The organism is Streptomyces sp. NBC_01335 (assembly GCF_035953295.1).
Lineage (GTDB): Bacteria > Actinomycetota > Actinomycetes > Streptomycetales > Streptomycetaceae > Streptomyces.
Genome location: NZ_CP108370.1, coordinates 7,590,653 through 7,608,803, shown reverse-complemented (window position 1 = coordinate 7,608,803; position 18,151 = coordinate 7,590,653). Strand labels below are relative to the sequence as shown.

17 protein-coding genes and 1 pseudogene are annotated in these 18,151 nt (G+C 72.8%); 12 read left to right on the top strand and 6 right to left on the bottom strand.

Translation table 11 applies throughout. The features are described 5' to 3' along the window. Positions 1 to 11: 11 nt before the first annotated feature. The 6 genes and pseudogenes from OG599_RS32260 to OG599_RS32235 all read left to right on the top strand — a co-directional run bounded on the left by OG599_RS32260 (position 12) and on the right by OG599_RS32235 (position 6,350). Positions 12 to 1,445, top strand: coding sequence for an enoyl-CoA hydratase/isomerase family protein (locus tag OG599_RS32260; protein ID WP_327179499.1), 1,434 nt, complete (start codon positions 12 to 14; stop codon positions 1,443 to 1,445). Positions 1,446 to 1,488: 43 nt separating this feature from the next. Next, positions 1,489 to 2,613 (top strand): pyruvate dehydrogenase (acetyl-transferring) E1 component subunit alpha, encoded by a 1,125-nt coding sequence (gene pdhA, locus OG599_RS32255; protein ID WP_327179498.1) that lies wholly within the window; start codon positions 1,489 to 1,491, stop codon positions 2,611 to 2,613. Position 2,614: 1 nt separating this feature from the next. After that, complete coding sequence (locus OG599_RS32250) at positions 2,615 to 3,631, top strand: alpha-ketoacid dehydrogenase subunit beta (RefSeq protein ID WP_327179497.1); 1,017 nt, start codon at positions 2,615 to 2,617, stop codon at positions 3,629 to 3,631. Beyond that, positions 3,628 to 4,930, top strand: a pseudogene (locus OG599_RS32245) (dihydrolipoamide acetyltransferase family protein). The gene OG599_RS32250 and the pseudogene OG599_RS32245 overlap by 4 nt, the downstream one beginning before the upstream one ends. Before the next feature lie 72 nt (positions 4,931 to 5,002). After that, positions 5,003 to 6,085, top strand: coding sequence for a branched-chain amino acid aminotransferase (locus OG599_RS32240; protein ID WP_327179496.1), 1,083 nt, complete (start codon positions 5,003 to 5,005; stop codon positions 6,083 to 6,085). Positions 6,086 to 6,176: 91 nt separating this feature from the next. Beyond that, on the top strand, positions 6,177 to 6,350 hold the full coding sequence (locus OG599_RS32235; protein WP_327179495.1) for a hypothetical protein: 174 nt from the start codon (positions 6,177 to 6,179) through the stop codon (positions 6,348 to 6,350). A 323-nt stretch (positions 6,351 to 6,673) separates the two neighbouring features. Here OG599_RS32235 and OG599_RS32230 read toward each other — a convergent pair whose 3' ends face one another. Continuing rightward, complete coding sequence (locus OG599_RS32230) at positions 6,674 to 8,113, bottom strand: dihydrolipoyl dehydrogenase family protein (RefSeq protein ID WP_327179494.1); 1,440 nt, start codon at positions 8,111 to 8,113, stop codon at positions 6,674 to 6,676. A 127-nt stretch (positions 8,114 to 8,240) separates the two neighbouring features. Between OG599_RS32230 and trxA the strand changes: the two genes are divergently transcribed. Then, the gene (gene trxA, locus OG599_RS32225) at positions 8,241 to 8,627 is read left to right on the top strand and encodes a thioredoxin (RefSeq protein ID WP_327179493.1); all 387 of its coding nucleotides are present in this window, start codon (positions 8,241 to 8,243) and stop codon (positions 8,625 to 8,627) included. A gap of 116 nt (positions 8,628 to 8,743) precedes the next feature. On the opposite strand, the gene OG599_RS32220 is transcribed toward trxA, so the two are convergent. Beyond that, complete coding sequence (locus OG599_RS32220) at positions 8,744 to 9,091, bottom strand: hypothetical protein (RefSeq protein ID WP_327179492.1); 348 nt, start codon at positions 9,089 to 9,091, stop codon at positions 8,744 to 8,746. Positions 9,092 to 9,142: 51 nt separating this feature from the next. Then, the gene (locus tag OG599_RS32215; RefSeq protein WP_327179491.1) at positions 9,143 to 10,165 is read right to left on the bottom strand and encodes a LacI family DNA-binding transcriptional regulator; all 1,023 of its coding nucleotides are present in this window, start codon (positions 10,163 to 10,165) and stop codon (positions 9,143 to 9,145) included. A gap of 290 nt (positions 10,166 to 10,455) precedes the next feature. Between OG599_RS32215 and OG599_RS32210 the strand changes: the two genes are divergently transcribed. After that, positions 10,456 to 10,923 carry a type II toxin-antitoxin system PemK/MazF family toxin gene (locus tag OG599_RS32210; protein ID WP_327179490.1) on the top strand — a complete coding sequence of 156 codons (468 nt, stop codon included), beginning with the start codon at positions 10,456 to 10,458 and terminating at the stop codon, positions 10,921 to 10,923. Between the two features lie 53 nt (positions 10,924 to 10,976). Here the strand turns inward: OG599_RS32210 and OG599_RS32205 are convergent, their stop codons facing one another. Further along, entirely contained in the window at positions 10,977 to 11,801 is an 825-nt protein-coding gene (locus OG599_RS32205) for a TIGR02452 family protein (RefSeq protein WP_327179489.1), read from the bottom strand. A 156-nt stretch (positions 11,802 to 11,957) separates the two neighbouring features. Here OG599_RS32205 and egtA point away from each other — a divergent pair, with 156 nt between their 5' ends. Genes egtA through egtD form a run of 4 tightly spaced genes read left to right on the top strand, consistent with a single transcriptional unit; the run spans position 11,958 to position 16,367 of the window. Then, entirely contained in the window at positions 11,958 to 13,310 is a 1,353-nt protein-coding gene (gene egtA / locus OG599_RS32200) for an ergothioneine biosynthesis glutamate--cysteine ligase EgtA (RefSeq protein ID WP_327179488.1), read from the top strand. After that, positions 13,307 to 14,653 (top strand): ergothioneine biosynthesis protein EgtB, encoded by a 1,347-nt coding sequence (gene egtB / locus OG599_RS32195; protein ID WP_327179487.1) that lies wholly within the window; start codon positions 13,307 to 13,309, stop codon positions 14,651 to 14,653. The genes egtA and egtB overlap by 4 nt, the downstream gene beginning before the upstream one ends. Continuing rightward, positions 14,653 to 15,408 carry an ergothioneine biosynthesis protein EgtC gene (gene egtC, locus OG599_RS32190; RefSeq protein WP_327179486.1) on the top strand — a complete coding sequence of 252 codons (756 nt, stop codon included), beginning with the start codon at positions 14,653 to 14,655 and terminating at the stop codon, positions 15,406 to 15,408. Before egtB ends, egtC begins: the two co-directional genes overlap by 1 nt. After that, positions 15,405 to 16,367 carry an L-histidine N(alpha)-methyltransferase gene (gene egtD / locus OG599_RS32185; RefSeq protein ID WP_327179485.1) on the top strand — a complete coding sequence of 321 codons (963 nt, stop codon included), beginning with the start codon at positions 15,405 to 15,407 and terminating at the stop codon, positions 16,365 to 16,367. The genes egtC and egtD overlap by 4 nt, the downstream gene beginning before the upstream one ends. On the opposite strand, the gene OG599_RS32180 is transcribed toward egtD, so the two are convergent. Further along, positions 16,310 to 17,227: a lysophospholipid acyltransferase family protein gene (locus OG599_RS32180; RefSeq protein ID WP_327179484.1), complete on the bottom strand. Its 918-nt coding sequence runs from the start codon at positions 17,225 to 17,227 to the stop codon at positions 16,310 to 16,312. The two genes, egtD and OG599_RS32180, sit on opposite strands and share 58 nt — an antisense overlap. Next, entirely contained in the window at positions 17,224 to 18,060 is an 837-nt protein-coding gene (locus tag OG599_RS32175; protein ID WP_327179483.1) for a GNAT family N-acetyltransferase, read from the bottom strand. Before OG599_RS32175 ends, OG599_RS32180 begins: the two co-directional genes overlap by 4 nt. Positions 18,061 to 18,151: the final 91 nt, after the last annotated feature.

The following is an 18,151-nucleotide window of genomic DNA, read 5'->3' as shown; positions in this document are numbered from 1 at the left end:
TGGACACAGCCGTGTCAACCCGATCACCTGAGGCGCCGCAGCTGTCCGGCACGGTGGACAGCCGACTGCCCGCGTCCCCGCTGTTCCGCGGTGGCGCCGCGGCGGACGCGCGCCAGTTGAGCACTTACACCGAAGCCTGCGCCGAGTTGACTGCGGCCATGCCGCCGCGAGCCGATCGCTCTCCCGCCGAACGCGGCGACGTCGAGCAGGTCGAGCAGGCCGCACGGCGCGCCCGGCACGCCTTCCTCAAGGTGCACGCCGGACACCTCTACGACGAGCTCACCGAAGGCCGCGAACGCCAGGTCCGCCTGGACGAACTGGCGTTCGCCGCGGCCGACGACTACCCGGGCCTGGTCCCCACCCGCGCCCAGGTGTCCGCCGACCGACGGTTGCCGCAGGCCGAGAAGTCGGGCGGGGAGGTCGACCAGGGAATCTTCTTCGCGCACCTTCTCGACCGACGGGAGACCGGCGAGCACCTCCTGCGGTCGATGCTGGCGCCGACCCCACGCGCCCTCGATCTGCTCCCCCAGTTCCAGAGGACCGGCCATCTGAACCTCGGCCGGGCAGTGGTCCACCGCGACGGCTTCGTGGCCGAGGTGACCATCTGCAACCAGGACGTCCTCAACGCCGAGGACGACGCGGTGGTCGAGGCCCTGGAGACGGCCGTCGACCTTGCTCTCCTCGACGACGCGGTGAAGGTGGGGGTGCTGCGCGGCAGCATCCTGTCCCATTCCCGGTACAGCGGCCGACGCGCCTTCGGCGCCGGCATCAACCTCACCCACCTCTACACCGGGCAGATATCGTTCATCGACTTCATGCTCCGCCGTGAACTGGGTTACATCCGCAAGCTGGTCCACGGCCTGCACCACGGCGCGGCGGACGACCTGCTCCGCCTCCCGGGCGGCAAGCCATGGGTGGGCGCCATCGACACCTTCGCCATCGGAGGCGCCACCCAGGTGGCGCTGGTCCTCGACCGGGTGGTCGCCGGGGCAGACGCCTACTTCTCGCTTCCCGCGCTCGCGGAAGGCATCATCCCCGGCGCGGCCAACCTGCGCCTCGGGCGCGTGGTCGGGCGGCGCATGGCGGAGCGGCTGATCTTCTTCGGCGAGAAGGTCGCGGCCACCAGCCCCGAGGCCCGGGAGCTGTGCGACGAGGTCGTCGCGCCGGAGGCGGTCGACGGGGCCGTGGCAGCGTCGACCGAGCGCCTCGCCGACCCCGCGGTTCCCGCCAACCGCCGCATGCTGCACCTGGCCGAGGAGTCCGACGACCTCTTCCGTACGTACATGAGCCGATACGCGCTGGAGCAGTCGGCCCGGATGCACAGCCCCGACGTGGTGGCCAAGTTGGAGCGCACGTGGATCAACAGGAGGCCGGGCGGCGCGGCGGAGAGCGCGCGTCCCGAACGGGCCGGGGAAGTGCCTGAGTCCGGCGCGGCCCGCCCATAAGACAGCCCGGCCGCCCCTGAACATACAGAAAGCGAGCATCCCCATGTCGATCACAGCCAACGCGTACCTCGGCGGTCCGCGGCCGGCGCCGGACGAACTGCTGCCCTCGGCCGTGCCGGTGCGGTTCGTCACCGAGGCGGGAACCGCGTCCGACGTACCCTCGGGGTATGCCGCCCCCTCCGACGACAGGCTGGGCGAGGCCTACCGTCGGATGGTCGTGGCACGGCGGTTCGACCAGCAGGCGAGCGCGCTGACCCGGCAGGGGCGGCTCGCCGTCTACCCGTCGAGCCGGGGGCAGGAAGCCTGTCAGGTCGCCGGGGTCCTGGCGCTGCGGCAGCAGGACTGGCTCTTCCCCACCTACCGCGACACGGCGGCCGTGGTGGCGCGCGGCGTGGACCCGGTGGACGTCCTGACCCTGGTGCGCGGCGACTGGCACTGCGGCTACGACCCCATGGCGACCCGGGTGGCTCCCCTGTGCACACCGCTGGCCACGCAGTTGCTGCACGCGGTCGGGATGGCGGACGCCCTGCGGCGCAAGGGCGAGGACGGCGTGGTCATGGCCCTCGTGGGGGACGGAGGAACGAGCGAGGGCGACTTCCACGAGGCGCTGAACTTCGCCGCGGTCTTCGGCGCCCCCGTGGTCTTCCTCATCCAGAACAACCAGTACGCGATCTCCGTGCCGCTCTCGGAGCAGACCGCGGCACCGGCCCTCGCGTACAAGGGAGTCGGCTACGGGGTGCGATCCGAGCAGGTCGACGGCAACGACCTGGTGGCCGTGCTGGCGGTGCTGGACGAAGCGGTGGAGCATGCGCGCTCCGGGCGCGGCCCGTTCCTCGTCGAGGCCCACACTTACCGCCTGGACGGCCACACCAACGCCGACGACCCGAGCCGCTACCGGGCCGAGGAGGAGGTACGCCGGTGGGCCGCCGCGGACCCGCTGCCCCGGCTCGAGGCGTGGCTGCGGGCGCGCGAGGCGCTGACCGATCGGGACATCGGCGCGGCGCGGGCGGAGGCCGAGGCGCTGGCGGCGGACCTGCGTGCCAGGATCGAGCTGGACGGCCCGCCGAACGTGCTGGAGATGTTCGACCACGTCTACGCCGACCCGACACCTCAGCTGAAAGAGCAGCGGCGCTCACTCGAGGCCGAAGCAGAAGGCACGGAGGCCTGACGTGGGTACGGTGACGATGGCTCAGGCCCTCAACACGGCGCTGCGGGACGCGCTGCGCGAGGACGACCACGTGCTGACGTTCGGGGAGGACGTGGGCCGCCTCGGCGGTGTCTTCCGCATCACCGACGGACTGCGGGACGAGTTCGGCGAGCGGCGCTGCTTCGACACGCCGCTGGCCGAGTCGGGGCTCATGGGATACGCGGTCGGCCTGGCCATGGGTGGGTTCCGGCCGGTGGTGGAGCTTCAGTTCGACGCCTTCGCGTATCCGGCGTTCGAGCAGATCGCTTCGCACGTGGCGAAGATGCGCAACCGCACCCGGGGGCACGTGGCGCTGCCGATGGTGATCCGCGTCCCCTACGGCGGAGGGATCGGCGGCGTCGAGCACCACAGCGACTCCAGCGAGGCGTACTACGCCCACACCCCCGGCCTGAAGGTGGTCACGCCGGCCACGGTTGAGGACGCCTACTGGCTCTTGCGGGACGCTGTGCGCGACCCTGACCCGGTGGTGTTCCTGGAACCGAAGAGGCTGTACTGGTCCAAGGAAGACGCCGACCTGGCACGGCGGAGCGCTGCGCCGACCGGGCGGGCGGTGATCCGGCGCCCGGGCTCGAACGTCACCCTGCTCGCGTACGGCCCCTCGGTCCCGGTCGCGATCGACGCCGCGGTCGAGGCGGCACGGGACGGTATCGACGTCGAGGTGGTGGACCTGCGCACGCTCGTTCCCTTCGACGACGAGACGGTTACGGCGTCGGTACGGCGAACCGGGCGCTGTGTGGTGGTCCAGGAGGCGCAGGGCTTCGCGGGCGTGGGTGCCGAGATCGTGGCGCGGGTGCAGGAGCGTTGCTTCCACTCGCTGGCGGCCCCGGTGGTACGGGTCGCGGGCTTTGACGTCCCGTACCCGCCGCCGAAGCTGGAGCACGCGTACCTGCCGGGCGTGGACCGGGTGCTGGACGCGATCCAGCGACTGCAGTTCGACGACCAGCCCGACGTTCGGCACCTCGCGCCGGAGGCCTCATGACCACCGTGCGCGAGGCCTTGGTGTTCCGGCTGCCGGACCTCGGTGAAGGGCTGACCGAGGCCGAGATCGTCACGTGGCGGGTGGCTCCGGGTGAACGCGTCGTAGTCGATCAGGTGGTTGTCGAGGTCGAGACGGCCAAGGCCGTCGTCGAGGTGCCCGTGCCGTACGCCGGGACCGTGCTGGAATTGCACGCAGACGTCGGTGCCGTGCTCCCTGTCGGAGTCCCGCTGATCTCCGTGAGCGACGCCGCGGCCGCCGCGCCGACTGCGGAACAGCACGGCGAAGACGTCCCGGCCGGAAGCGGCAATGTCCTTGTCGGCTACGGGACGAGTCCGGCTGGTATCCGGCGCGGTCGTCGGGCCGGGGGGGGCGGCCGCACTGATGCCAACTGCGTCCTCCCGGGCCGAGGACCGCGGTACCGACCCGGCGGCCGTGCCGTTGGTGATCTCCCCGCTGGTCCGTGCACTGGCACGGCGACACGGCGTGGACCTGGGCACGGTCGTACCGAGCGGGGTGCACGGAGTGATCCTGCGCCGTGACGTCGAGCGTGCGATAGCGGCGGACGCACGGCCCGCTGAACGGCACGCGACGGAGGCGGGAGGGGCCGCTGCCGACGAGCGCGTACCGCTGCGGGGCCTGCGCAGGGCGGTGGCGGAGAAGCTGGCCCGCAGCAGCGCGATCCCGCACGCCACCACCTGGGTCGACGTGGACGCCACCGTTCTGGTGGAGGCCAGAGAGGTCCTTCGGGCCGCCGACCAGACGCGGCAGATCGGCTTGCTTGCCCTGCTGGCCCGCTTCTGCGTCGCGGGGCTCCGCACATACCCGGAGCTCAACTCGACGGTGGACGTCGAACGCGGCGAGATCGTCCGCCTGTCCGACATCCACCTGGGCTTCGCCGCGCAGACCGAACGCGGCCTGATGGTGCCCGTCGTGCATGAAGCCCACCGGAAGACGACGGCAGAACTGGCCGACGAACTCGCCACGCTGACCGGACTCGCACGCTCCGGCAGGCTCCCGCCGAAGGCTCTTACTGGCGGCACGTTCACGCTCAACAACTACGGCGTGTTCGGCGTCGACGGCTCGACGCCGCTCATCAACCACCCCGAGGTCGCGATCCTCGGCGTCGGCCGCATCGTCGACAAACCTTGGGTGGTCGACGGCGCACTCGCCGTGCGCAAGGTCACCCAGCTCTCCCTCACCTTCGATCACCGGGTCTGCGACGGAGGCGTCGCCGGCGGCTTCCTGCGCTACGTCGCGGACTGTGTGGAACGTCCCGCGATGCTCCTGGCTGATGTCTGATCCTCCCCACCACCGCCGCTTCCGACCGTCCCCGGACAGGTCCCGGCAGCCTGCCGACGAGAGGATTCGATCATGGTTTCATCGTTCCCGCTGATGCGCACAGCCAGCCCGCTACCCGATGACCAGCGTGCCGCCGTCCTTGACTCACCCGGATTCGGCCTGCACTTCACCGATCACATGGCGTTCGCCGGCTGGACGGCGGAGGCCGGCTGGCACGATCACAGAGTCCGGGCACTCCAGCCGTTCTCCCTTCACCCCAGCGCGGCGGTGCTGCACTATGCCCAGGAAATCTTCGAGGGGCTGAAGGCGTACCGGCACGCTGACGGGAGCGTCTGGCTGTTCCGGCCCGAAAGCAACGCACGTCGCTTCAAACGGTCCGCGGAGCGGATGAGGCTGCCGCAGCTGCCGGAGCAGGACTTCCTCGCGAGCATAGAAGCACTCGTCCGAGCCGACGAGCCGTGGGTACCGGCAGCCACGGGAGAGAGGAGTCTCTACCTCAGACCGTTCATGTTCGCCACGGAGGCATTCCTCGGCGTGCGACCGTCCAGACGGGTCGTGTACTCGGTCATCGCCTGTCCCTCGCAGCCGTACTTCACCCCCGGTGGTGTGAGCCTGTGGGTGAGCACCTCCTACACCCGCGCGGCCGCAGGCGGCACTGGCGCCGCAAAGTGCGGGGGCAACTACGGCGCGAGCCTGGCGGCCCAGGCCGAGGCGGAGAGACACGGCTGCAATCAGGTCCTCTACCTGGACGGGGCGGACGAGGATGCCTGCATCGAGGAGTCCGGCGCCATGAACCTCTTCCTCGTCACCGCCAGAGGCGAGCTGGTGACGCCGACGCTCGGCACGATCCTCGAAGGGGTCACCCGCGACACAGTCCTGGCGCTGGCCCCCGAGTTGGGCCTGACGCCGGTCGAGCGGGCCGTTCCCCTCGCGGAACTGCGCGCCGGGCTCGCCGAGGGGACCGTGACGGAGATGTTCGCGGCGGGTACTGCCGCGGTCATCACGCCAGTCACGGGCATCAAGGCCGAAGGCTACGCATTCACGATCGGCGGAGGGGGGCCCGGCAAGGTGACGTCGGCGCTTCGCGAACTGATTCTGGATATCCAGTACGGGCGGGTCGCCGACACGCACGGCTGGCTGCGAAATGTCGTCTGACGGTCGGGATCCGACGGCAGCGTCAGCGCTCATCGGGTTCGGGCTTCTTGCCCTGAACTTCGGAGTCCTGTGGGTCATGGACCACCGGGGGATGGTGACCCGCCTTCACCACCTCCTGTCGGCGGAGCGCGATCAGCTGCCGCAGCGGTTGCGCCGGATAGCGCTGCCCCCGGCGCAACCTGCCGTTCAACGCGTCGCAGGAGCGCTGCTCGCCGTCGTCGGTTTGGTCTTCGCAGTCACCGGAGTGCGGGCCCTCATGCCGTAGCTGCGGACGCCGGGGAACCGGAGGCAGCTCAGTTCCGCCTCCGGCTCAGCCGAGCCCGTCGCCGTGCGGCTACGAATTCGGCTGAACCTCGCTGGCTGGTCCGGCCAACCGTCCCGTGTCGACGAGATCCCGACGGCGCGGCTACTACGAGGACACCACCGCCGCAGCCCCTCGCCACGTCTACGCGCGCCCGTCGCCTGGTCTGCCTAACATCCACACGTCTGCTCACATCGCCGCCGAGTTCCGGACACCTGTCGGTGGCGCCCACGTGTCTCCACTACCCACACGTGAACGCCACCCTCACCTAGCTTTAAAGGCGGCCGCTACCCGCGAAACGTCTCCAGCAGCCGCAGCCACACCTCGCTGATGGTCGGGTACGAAGGGACGGCGTGCCAGAGGCGTGCCAGGGGCACTTCCCCCGCCACGGCGACGGTGGCCGAGTGGATGAGCTCGCCGACGCCCGGGCCGACGAAGGTGACGCCGAGGAGGGTCTCGCGGTCCAGGTCGACGATCATGCGGGCGTGGCCCCGGTAGCCGGCGGCGTACAGGCTCGCGCCCGAGACCGAGCCGAGGTCGTAGTCGACGGCCCGGACGCGGAATCCGGCGCGTTCGGCTTCCGCGAGGGTGAGGCCGACCGAGGCGGCCTCCGGGTCGGTGAAGACGACCTGGGGGACGGCGGCGTGGTCGGCGGTGGCCGCGTGAGCGCCCCAGCGGCCGGTGTCCAGCGTCGCGGCGCCCTGTGCGCGGGCGGCGATCGCGGCGCCCGCGATCCGGGCCTGGTACTTGCCCTGGTGGGTGAGGAGAGCGCGGTGGTTGACGTCGCCGACCGCGTAGAGCCAGCTGCTGCCCTCGACCCGGCAGCTGTCGTCCACGGTCAGCCAGCCACCGGGCTCCTGGCCCACCGTCTCCAGGCCGAGGTCGTCCGTGCGGGGGGCGCGTCCGGTGGCGAAGAGGATCTCGTCGGCCTCGATCCGGTCGCCGTCGTCCAGTTCGACGGTGACCGGCCCGTCGGGGGCGGCCCGGTGGAGGGCGGTGGCCGAGACGCCGTACCGGATGTGCGCACCGGCATCGGTGAGCGCCTCGGCGACCAGTTCACCGGCGAAGGGCTCCATCTTCGGCAGGAGTCCGCCGCCCCGGATGAGCAGTGTCACCTGCGCGCCCAGCCCCTGCCAGGCGGTGGCCATCTCCACGCCGACGACTCCGCCGCCGACGACGACGAGCCGGCCGGGCACGCTCTTCGCGCTGGTCGCCTCGCGGCTGGTCCAGGGGTTGGCCTCGGCGACGCCGGGCAGGCCGGGGACGACGGCGCGGCTTCCGGTGCAGACGGCCACGGCGTGCCGCGCGGTCAGGGTGCGGACCGTTCCGTCCGGGGCGGTGACGGAGACCCGCTTCTCGCCGGTCAGCCGCCCCTGGCCCCGGAAGACGTCGGCGCCGACGCTCTCCAGCCACTCCACCTGCCCGTCGTCCTTCCAGTGGGAGGTGAACCCGTCGCGGTTGGCGAGTACGGCGTCGGCGTCCAGGGGTCCCTGTACGGCGGCTTCGAGCCCTGGCACCCTGCGCGCCTCGGCGCGGGCGACGACGGGGCGCAGCAGCGCCTTGCTGGGCATGCAGGCCCAGTACGAGCATTCGCCGCCGACGAGTTCGCTCTCCACGACGGCGGCGCTCAGGCCCGCCGCTCTGACCCGGTCCGCCACGTTCTCGCCCACCGGTCCGGCTCCGATGACCACGACGTCGTACTCGGCACTGCTCACGGCTTCGTCCATGGACTCAGTCTCGCCGGGCATGTGCCCCACGGCCACAGGGCAGGCGGAATAGTGCACGGATGGTCACGGTTGTGCCGGACAGATCCCCACCGGCACCAGAAACCGGCACAGGAAGAGGTAGCAGAGAATGAGCACCATAGAGCTCACCAAGGAAAACTTCGACCAGGTCGTCAGCGACAACGAGTTCGTCCTGATCGACTTCTGGGCTTCCTGGTGCGGTCCCTGCCGCCAGTTCGCCCCGGTCTACGACTCCGCGTCGGAGCGGCACCCCGATCTGGTCTTCGCGAAGGTCGACACCGAGGCGCAGCAGGAACTGGCGGCGGCCTTCGAGATCCGGTCGATCCCCACGCTCATGATCGTCCGTGACAACGTGGCCGTGTTCGCGCAGCCGGGCGCGCTGCCGGAGGCCGCGCTGGAGGACGTCATCGGGCAGGCGCGGAACCTCGACATGGACGAGGTGCGCAAGTCGGTGGAGGAGCAGAAGAAGCAGGCGCAGGGCCAGGAACAGGCGTAGCGCCCCGGAGCAGGAGCTCCTGGCCGCCCGCCCTTCGAGGCCCCGGCCGGAGCGCGTCGACATGTGTCGGTGCGCTCCGGCCGGGGCCTCGTGCGTGGTCGCGTCCGGCGGTGGTCTCAGCCTTCCGCTCCGCCCCCGGCCGGGCGGTCTCCCGGGGCGGGGGCGCGGTCCGCGACGCGTACCGAGAGGCCGTAGTCGATCTCGGCACCGTCGATCAGCAGCGCTTCGACCGTCCGCGTGGCCGGGTCGATGTCGGCCTCGATGCCGTCTCCGGCGTAGCGGGGGTAGCCGGACGCACCGGTGGCGCCGGTGGCCTCCACGACGCCGGAGCGGATGGCGCTGCCGGGCCGCGGCGGTTCGTCCCGTTCGTACTCCCCCATCTTCACCGGTCCCGGCTTGTCGGCGCCGGACGCGTCTGCGTACTCGGGTACCAGCAGGATCTCGTAGCTCTGCGGATGGCTCATGGGCCGACGCTAAGGGCTGTCCGGCGGTGGCCGGTGGAGCGGCGCGCGCCGTCAGGTCGAGTCGCGGGGCACCGCCACGGCACGCAGGAGTTCGTGGTGCTCCGGTTCGCCGCCGGGGTGCTGGACGAGTCGGTCGATGAGCTCCGCCAACGGCTGTCCGGTGGCGAGCTCCATCCGTACGGTGCTCAGCCGGGGGCGGAGCAGTCTTCCCAGCATCAGGTCGTCGGCGCCGATCACGGCGGCCTCGGCGGGCACCTGGATCCCCGCGTCCTGGAAGGCCCGCATCAGGAGCATCGCGTACTCGTCGTTGTAGGCGAAGACGGAGTCCAGGCCGAGGTCGTGCCAGCGGGCGGCCAGGCGGGCGGCGTCCCCCTCGTCGTACGCCAGGACGAGTTCCTCGATCCGCGCTCCGGCGGGGAGCGCCACCTGCCGTACGCCGTCGAGACGCGGGGCGGCGAAGGTGACCGTGGCCTTCTCCTCGGGCATGATCACGCCGATCCGCCGGTAGCCCCGCTCCAGCAGGTGGGACGCGGCGCGGCTGCCGACCTCGCGCTGGTCCAGCACCAGGCCGTGCGCTCCCTCGATGGGGTGCGGGCCCAGGGTGATGACGGCCTTGGCGCCGGAGCGGTGGAGGACGGCGATGCCGTAGGCGGTGAGGGCCAGTCCGGCCGGTGCGACCACGGCGACGGGGCGGAGTTCCGCCCAGGCCCGTGCGGCCTCGTCCGCGCCCAGGCCGGTGCTGCCGTACTGGACCACGGTGTAGTCGAGTCCGCGCAGTCCCGCCTGGAGTTCCTGCAGGAAGTGGCGGTAGAGGGGGCCCTCGGGGAGGTGCCCGGTGGGCAGCAGCACCATGCGGGTGTGTCCGGCGCGCAGGCTCCTCGCCGCGGCGTGGGGCACGTAGCCGAGATCTCGGGCCGCTTCCCGGACCCGGCGGCGGGTGGGTTCGCTGATCCGCATGGTGGGGTTGTTGTTGAGTACGTACGACACGGTGGCCCTGGAGACGCCCGCCAGCCGCGCCACGTCGGCGCTCGTGGGGACGGGAGATTCCGAGGGCTGCTTGGGTAACTGGCTCATGGCGACGGGCAGTCTTGCAGACGTACCGGAGGGGGTCGCGTCCCGGGGCACCCCGAAGCACTCCGGCCGCGCTCGGGAGCGTACGCGCGCCCCTGTCGCGCGCCCCAGGCGCTGCCTTGCGCCCGGCCTTCGCGCCGCCTCCCGTACGGCTTTCCGTACCGCCTCGCGCTTGGCCTTCGGGCCGCGTTCGCGCGGCCTTCCGCCTGATCTCCGGGCCACGTCACCCGCACCGTCGGACGCGGTCCTCGGCCGGTGCGGAGCCATGGGAGCGATTGTCCTACGGTGTGTTGATGACATATCAGAACGGCATGCCCGAGACCGACTCCCGCCCCGCCTCGCCCGGCCGCACCGGCCCCTCCGCGACCGCCGAGGCGGATCCGCGCGAGGTGGGCCCGGTCCGCACCTCGTACGCCCCCGATCGTGACGGCGACCCCGATCCGGGTGAGATCGTCTGGACCTGGGTGCCCTTCGAGGAGAACGACGGCCGGGGCAAGGACCGGCCGGTGCTCGTCGTGGCGCGGGAACCGGCCGGCACCCTGCTCGCGGTCCAGCTCTCCAGCAAGCAGCACGACCTGGACCGGGAGTGGGTGGCGCTGGGAGCGGGGCCGTGGGACAGCTCCGGCCGGGCCTCCTGGGCCGATCTGGACCGGGTGCTGAGGGTGCACGAGGACGGGATGCGGCGCGAGGCCTGTGCGCTGGACTTCGAACGGTTCCAGCGTGTGGTGGAGCGGCTCAGGGAGCGCTACGGCTGGAGTTGAGCCGGGGCCGCCGGATCCCGGGGGGCGACACGTCCCCGGGGTCCGGCGCGGCGCTACCCCGGGAAGCGGTCGGCGAACGCCGCTCGGGTGGCGGAGTCGGGCGCGCGGTCGAGGATGCCGAAGACGACCTGCTCGAAGTGGCCGGCGAAGCGCCCGCCGTCCGTGAGCAGACCGCCGAAGGCTTCCGCGACCTGCGCCGGATCGTTCTGGAAGACTCCGCAGCCCCAGGCGCCCAGGACGAGCCGGCGGTATCCGCAGGCGGCGGCGGTCTCAAGGACCCGTTCGGCGCGGCTCGCCAGGGCCGCCGGGACGCGGTGCGCCTCGTCGGGCGTCCGGCGCCGGATCGCGCCCGCGTTGGGCGCGGGCGAGGTGAGGAAACCCGCGAGGTAGGGGGTGTCGAGCAGAACGCCCCGGTCGTCGCGGAAGACCGGCACGCCGGGCGAGTGGATGACCCGGTCGGTGTAGAACGCGCTGCGGTGTGCGCGGTGGTGCGCGTAGTACTCGGGGGCGCGCAGCAGGGTCGCGTGGAGCGCGGAACCGCGGCAGAGGTCCTCTTCCTGCGCCCGTGCGCCGTTCAGGTATCCGCCGCCCGGATTGCGGGCCGAGGCATGGCTGAGCACGGCGATCCGGCCCGGCCCCTCCTCACTCATCCGGCGGGCGGCCCGCAGGCTGCTCTCGCCCGTCACCTCGAAGGCGGTCGCGCGGCCGGAGTCGAGTACGGGCACCGCCACCGGGCCCGGTCCGTACAGCCTGGTTCCGGCGAGGGCGGCGGCCGTCGCGCTCCCGACAAGGACCTCGCGCCCCCCGGACGTGCGGTAACGGCCCTCGTCGGCGATGGCCTCGGTCTCGCGCGCCAGGGCGCGCATCCGTGCGCTCACGAGCGCTCCCCCCAACGATCCCCCGAACAGTGCATAGCGCAGATGTTCGACGTCGGGTGAACTCCACGCAACGTCTTTTCGGCGGGCCGGGGCGCCCTTGTGCGATCGGTCGGCAGGGGTTTGGGTGGAAGGGAGGCATCGGAAGAGGAGGCACGTATGCCCCCGAACGCGACCACCGGAACCGGCACCCGCACGCATGGATCGCCTCTCGGCGAGAGCGAGGCGGAGGATTTACTGCAGGCCATCTGTTTCAAGACGGGTCCGCCCCGCACCGTCGGCGTGGAACTCGAATGGCTCATCCACGACGCCGCACATCCTGATCTGCGGGTCGCCCCGGAGCGCCTGGACGACGCGTTCGCCGGGGTGCGGACGCTGGCGCTCGACTCGGCGCTGACCTTCGAGCCCGGAGGGCAGCTCGAACTCAGTTCGCGGCCCGCCGGATCGCTGACGGCGTGCGTCGACGCGGTCGCCGCCGACCTGGCGGCCGTGCGCGGCACCCTGGGCCGGTCGGGCCTGGTCCCGGCGGGGCTGGGCGTCGATCCCTGGCAGTCGCCCCGCCGGTGGCTGAGGGAGCCGCGTTACGACGCGATGGAGGCGGCCCTGGACCGCTCGGGTACGGCCGGGCGGGCGATGATGTGCACCTCCGCGTCGGTGCAGGTCTGCCTGGACGCGGGCGAGGAGGAGCCGGGCCCGCTGGGTTACGGCCGCCGGTGGCAGCTCGCGCACCTTCTGGGCGCGGTGCTGGTGGCGGCGTTCGCCAACTCGCCCTTCCAGCAGCGGGCGCGGACCGGCTGGCGGTCGACCCGGCAGGGGCTGTGGGCCGCGCTCGACCCGGACCGCACATTGGCTCCCCCGGGGCATCTTCCGCCGCGCGAGGCATGGGCCGCGCATGTACTGGACACCAGCGTCATGTGCATCCGTACCGGCACGGGCCCCTGGGTGGTGCCGGACGGGCTCACGTTCCGCCAGTGGATCCGGGGCGGTGGCCCCCGGCCGCCCCTCGCTGAGGACCTGGAGTACCACATGACCACCTGCTTCCCGCCGGCCCGGCCCCGCGGCCACCTCGAGCTGCGCATGATCGACGCCCAGTCCGGGGCCGACGGCTGGGTGGTGCCGCTCGCCGTCGCCACCGCGCTGTTCGACGATCCGGAAGCGGCGGAGACGGTGTACCGCACCGTGAAACCGCTGGCCGAGACGGCGGGGCCGAACGCGGCGCCGCGCAACCCGTTGTGGCGGGCGGCGGCCCGCGACGGGCTGACCGATCCCGAGCTGCGGGCCGCGGCCACCACCTGTTTCGAGGCGGCGCTCGGCGCACTCCCCCGGATCGGCGCGACCACCGCGGTGCTGGACACCGTGGCGGACTTCACCGAGCGGTACGTCGCCCGCGGGCGATGTCCCGCCGACGACCTGCCCGACCTCCTCTCCCCCGCGGCCGCCGCCGCGTGGGCCGAGGCGTCCTCGGCGGGCGGCGCCCGGACCACTCCCTCCGGAAAGGGGCTCCCGGCATGACCACCGTCTCCGACAGCAACTTCCACTTCGCGCCGGAGTCCGACGCCGAGGCTCTCCGCGGCCGGGCCCTGACCGCCCTGATCGCCGCCAGGGCCCGCACCGCGATCCTGACGGACAGCGTCGAGGACGGCGAACTCATCGCCCAGCACTCGCCGTTGATGTCCCCGCTGGTCTGGGACCTGGCCCACATCGGCAACCAGGAGGAGCAGTGGCTCCTGCGGGCCGTGGGCGGCCGGGACGCGATCCGGCCGGAGATCGACGGCCTGTACGACGCGTTCGAGCACCCGAGGTCCGCCCGCCCCTCCCTGCCGCTGCTGGCCCCCGCCGAGGCGCGGACCTACGCCTCGGACGTACGCGGCCGGGTGCTGGAGATCCTGGAGAGCGCCCCGCTGCACGGCGGCGGACGCCCGCTGGAACGCGCCGGGTTCGCGTTCGGCATGATCGCCCAGCACGAACAGCAGCACGACGAGACCATGCTGATCACCCATCAGCTGCGTTCCGGCCCGGCCGCACTGACCGCCCCCGAGCCGCCCCGGTCCCAGGACTCCGTACGCCTCCCTCGCGAAGTACTCGTCCCCGGCGGGCCGTTCACCATGGGGACGTCCACCGAGCCCTGGGCGCTGGACAACGAACGCCCGGCGCACCGGCGGGAGGTGGCCGCGTTCTTCCTGGACACCACCCCGGTCACCTGCGGGGCGTACCAGCGGTTCATCGAGGACGGCGGGTACACCCAGGAGCGCTGGTGGCATCCGGCGGGGTGGGCGATGGTCCGCGAACACGAGCTCACCGCGCCGCTGTTCTGGCACCGTGAGGCGGGGCAGTGGCTGCGGCGGCGGTTCGGCGTGACCGAGCCCGTACCGGCCGACGAGCCGGTGCTGCACGTCAGCTGGTACGAGGCGGACGCCTACGCCCGCTGGGCCGGGCGGCGGCTGCCGACCGAGGCCGAGTGGGAGAAGGCGGCCCGCCACGACGCGGCATCCGGGCGTTCGCTGCGCTACCCGTGGGGCGACGCCGACCCCACGCCGGAGCGGGCGAACCTCGGCCAGCGTCATCTGCGGCCCGCCGCCGCGGGCGCCTACCCGCAGGGGGAGTCGGCCGCCGGGGTGCGCCAGCTGATCGGTGACGTGTGGGAGTGGACGGCCAGCGACTTCCTGCCCTATCCGGGGTTCGTGGCCTTCCCGTACCGCGAGTACTCGGAGGTCTTCTTCGGCCCGGAGCACAAGGTGCTGCGGGGCGGTTCGTTCGCGGTGGACCCGGTCGCCTGCCGGGGCACGTTCCGGAACTGGGACCTGCCGGTGCGCCGCCAGATCTTCTCCGGTTTCCGCACCGCCAGGGACACCTGATGTGCCGTCACCTCGCCTATCTGGGCCCTCCGGTCGCGCTGGGCGAGGTACTGATGGCGCCGGAGTTCTCGCTCGTACGGCAGTCCTGGGCGCCGCGCCGGCAGCGCAACGGCACGGTCAACGCGGACGGGTTCGGGGTCGGCTGGTACGCGCCCGGCGACCCGGTGCCGGGCCGTTACCGGCGGGCCGTCCCGGTCTGGGGCGACGAGACGTTCGGGGAGCTCGCCCGGGTGGTCCGCAGCGGGGCGTTCCTCGCGGCCGTGCGGGACGCGACCGAGTCGGGTGCGGACGGGGAGGCTGCGGCCGCTCCGTTCAAGGCGGGGCCGTTGCTGTTCAGCCACAACGGCGCCGTTCTCGGGTGGCCCGGCTCCCTCGCGCCGCTCGCCTCCGCGCTGCCCGCGTCCGTCCTGCTCTCCCTGGACGCGCGCAGCGACTCGGCGCTGCTGTGGGCGCTGATCCGCCATCGCGCCGAGGAGGGCGACGACCTCCCGCAGGCCGTCGCCGACACCGTCTCGGACGTGGCACGGTCGGCGCCCGGTTCACGTCTCAACCTGCTGGTCGGCGACGGGAAGACCGTCGTGGCGACCGCCTGGGGCGACAGCCTCTGGTATCTGCACCGGCCCGGCCTCCGCACGGTGGTGGCTTCGGAGCCGTACGACGACGATCCGGCCTGGCACGAGGTGCCGGACCGCACCCTGCTGGTGGCGACCGTCGACGAAGTCCTGACCACCCCGCTCAAGGAGCCACCCCGTTGAGTCCCTTTCTGCTGACCCGCACCCTGCCGGTGGACGCCACGGAGGCATCGCTCCGCGCCGATGTGCTCGCCGGCCTGTCCCGCCGCCCCAAGACGCTGCCGCCGAAGTGGTTCTACGACGCCCGGGGCAGCGAGCTGTTCGAGGAGATCACCCGGCTGCCCGAGTACTACCCGACCCGCGCGGAGCGGGAGGTCCTGGTGGCGCACGCGGCGGACATCGCCGCCGCCTCGGGCGCCCGGACCTTGATCGAACTGGGTTCGGGCTCCTCGGAGAAGACCCGTCACCTGCTCGACGCCCTTCCACTGCTGCACAGTTACGTCCCCGTCGACGTGAGCGAGAGCGCGCTGACCGGGGCGGCTAAGGCGCTGCTCGCCGAGCGTCCCGGGCTGAACGTGCACGCGCTGATCGCGGACTTCACCGGCGGCCTCGCCCTGCCGGGCACCCCGGGCCCCCGGCTGGTGGCGTTCCTCGGCGGCACGATCGGCAATCTGCTGCCGGAGGAGCGGGCCACGTTCCTGCGCTCGGTCCGCTCGATCCTCTCCCCCGGCGACGCGCTGCTGCTCGGTACGGACCTGGTGAAGGAGCCGGACACGCTGGTCGCGGCGTACGACGACACGTCCGGGGTCACCGCCGCGTTCAACAAGAACGTCCTGGAGGTCGTCAACCGGGCGCTGGACGCGGACTTCGACCCCGGCGCCTTCGACCACGTCGCGCGCTGGGACGCGGACGCCGAGTGGATCGAGATGCGACTGCGGGCCCGCTCGGCGCTCACGGTGAAGATCCATGAGCTGGATCTCGTGGTGTCGTTCGAGGAGGGCGAGGAGCTGCGTACGGAGGTGTCGGCGAAGTTCCGTCAGGAGCGGGTGCGCGAGGAGCTGGACACGGCGGGGCTGCGGCTCGATCAGTGGTGGACGGACACGGCGGGCAGGTTCGCGGTGTCGCTGGCGACCGCCGTCTGAGCGAGGCGGGCGAGCGTCCGCCGGTCGCCCGACCGGTCCGCGAGCAGCGGCGGCAGGAGGGTGACCTCGGCGGTCACTCCGGCGGCCCGCACCACCCTCCACAGCGAGGCGTGGAGCGGGTCGTCGCCGACGAACGCGACGGCGCGGGCCGGGAGGTGGCCGCACGCCCCGGCGGGGGCGGGTTCGACGCGGTAGGAGATCCGGGCCGGCCGCACCGTCGCGCCCGCGTCCACGGCCGCCTGGAAGACCGCGCGGCGGAAGGTGCCCGGCGGGCCGCCGCCGCACCGGGTGGAGCCCTCCGGGAAGGCCACCACCCGGTCGCCGGCGCGCAGCGCGTCGGCGACGGCGCCGACCGACGCGGGCAGCGCCCGCAGGCTCTCCCGGTCGATGAAGAGGGTGCCGCCGCGCGCGGCGAGGGTGCCGAGCAGCGGCCACTGCCGTATGTCGGACTTGCCGAGCATCCGCGCGGGGAGGGCGGCGGCGACGAGCGGTATGTCGAGCCACGAGATGTGGTTGGCGACGACCAGTTCCCCGCCGCCCCTGCCGACGGCCGGTTCACCACCGGAGCCCGGTTCCCCGCCGTCCCTGCCGAGGGCCGGGCCCTCGCCTCCGCCCGGGTTCCCGGTGATCCGTGCGCGCACCCCGAAGGTGCGCAGGACGGCCCGGGACCAGCGGCGGACCAGCCGGTCGCGGACCGGCTGCGTGAGCGCCGCCGCGACGGGTGTGCACGCGGCGCCGCCGAGCGCGAGCAGGCTGCCCGCCACCAGCCGTGCCACCGCGGGCAGGACGGGACGCACCGCTCCGTGGTGGCCGGTGCAGGCCTGCGGTGTGCACGGGGAGACGGGGAACCAGGCGTTCATCGCAGAGGCGCCATGGAGAGGAAGTGCCGCAGGTAGCGGGGGTCCGTGCGGCGCATGGAGAGGAGTATATAGAGGTCGGCGCAGTCGAAGTCCGGGTCGTGGGCGGGTGATCCGCACACCCAGGCGCCGAGGCGCAGGTAGCCGCGGAGCAGCGGCGGCAGGTCGGCGCGGGCGCCGGCGGCCGGCTGCGGGCCGGAGGTGCTCGCGCTGCCCGGCCAGAGGCGGTGCGGGGTGACCCGGTACTCCTCGGGGGCCAGGTGCTTGGTGCGTACGGTCTCCCAGCTGCGGGCGGCGTGGAGGCCGCCGTCGCCCAGCGGGAGCGAGCAGCAGCCGGCCAGCCAGTTGTGGCCGGTGCGCTCCATGTAGCGGGCGAGGCCGGCCCAGATGAGGGCGATGACGGCACCGTCGCGGTGTGCGGGGTGGACGCAGGAGCGGCCCACTTCGACGAGGTCGTCGCGCAGGGGGGCGAGCCGGGTGAGGTCGAACTCGCCCTCCGAGTAGAGGCGTCCGGCGGCGCGGGCGCGCTCGGGGGGCAGTACCCGATAGGTGGCGACGACGTCGCCGGTGGCGGTCTCCCTCACCAGCAGGTGGTCGCAGAAGGCGTCGAACGCGTCGCCGTCGAGGCCGGGTTCGGGGCCGTCGAGCCGGGCACCGAGCTCTCCGGCGAACACCTGGTACCGCAGCCGCTGGGCGGCGCGTACGTCCTCGGGACCCGCGGCGAGGGAGAGGCGGTAGGCGGGGGGCTGGGACGGGCCCGAGGGGGCGGCGGGCCGGGCGGGGGCCGGCACTTCGGAGACGGAGTGAACCGGTGGGGCGAGGGGCAGCGCGGTCATGGCGGTCTCCGGGGACGGATCGGCAAGGGCGGCCGCCGGACCCCGCCGGCCGAGGCACTGGGCGGCGAAGGTCCGGCCCCCTACTTCTTCC

Excerpts from the sequence above, each read along its gene's own strand:
- egtC (WP_327179486.1), top strand. The coding sequence starts at position 14,653 with ATGTGCCGTCACCTCGCCTATCTGGGCCCTCCGGTCGCGCTGGGCGAG.
- pdhA (WP_327179498.1), top strand. The coding sequence starts at position 1,489 with ATGTCGATCACAGCCAACGCGTACCTCGGCGGTCCGCGGCCGGCGCCG.
- OG599_RS32220 (WP_327179492.1), bottom strand. The coding sequence starts at position 9,091 with ATGAGCCATCCGCAGAGCTACGAGATCCTGCTGGTACCCGAGTACGCA.
- egtA (WP_327179488.1), top strand. The coding sequence starts at position 11,958 with ATGCCCCCGAACGCGACCACCGGAACCGGCACCCGCACGCATGGATCG.
- OG599_RS32240 (WP_327179496.1), top strand. The coding sequence starts at position 5,003 with ATGGTTTCATCGTTCCCGCTGATGCGCACAGCCAGCCCGCTACCCGAT.
- OG599_RS32235 (WP_327179495.1), top strand. The coding sequence starts at position 6,177 with ATGGTGACCCGCCTTCACCACCTCCTGTCGGCGGAGCGCGATCAGCTG.
- egtB (WP_327179487.1), top strand. The coding sequence starts at position 13,307 with ATGACCACCGTCTCCGACAGCAACTTCCACTTCGCGCCGGAGTCCGAC.
- OG599_RS32230 (WP_327179494.1), bottom strand. The coding sequence starts at position 8,113 with ATGGACGAAGCCGTGAGCAGTGCCGAGTACGACGTCGTGGTCATCGGA.
- OG599_RS32215 (WP_327179491.1), bottom strand. The coding sequence starts at position 10,165 with ATGAGCCAGTTACCCAAGCAGCCCTCGGAATCTCCCGTCCCCACGAGC.
- OG599_RS32180 (WP_327179484.1), bottom strand. The coding sequence starts at position 17,227 with ATGAACGCCTGGTTCCCCGTCTCCCCGTGCACACCGCAGGCCTGCACC.
- OG599_RS32175 (WP_327179483.1), bottom strand. The coding sequence starts at position 18,060 with ATGACCGCGCTGCCCCTCGCCCCACCGGTTCACTCCGTCTCCGAAGTG.
- trxA (WP_327179493.1), top strand. The coding sequence starts at position 8,241 with ATGAGCACCATAGAGCTCACCAAGGAAAACTTCGACCAGGTCGTCAGC.
- OG599_RS32210 (WP_327179490.1), top strand. The coding sequence starts at position 10,456 with ATGACATATCAGAACGGCATGCCCGAGACCGACTCCCGCCCCGCCTCG.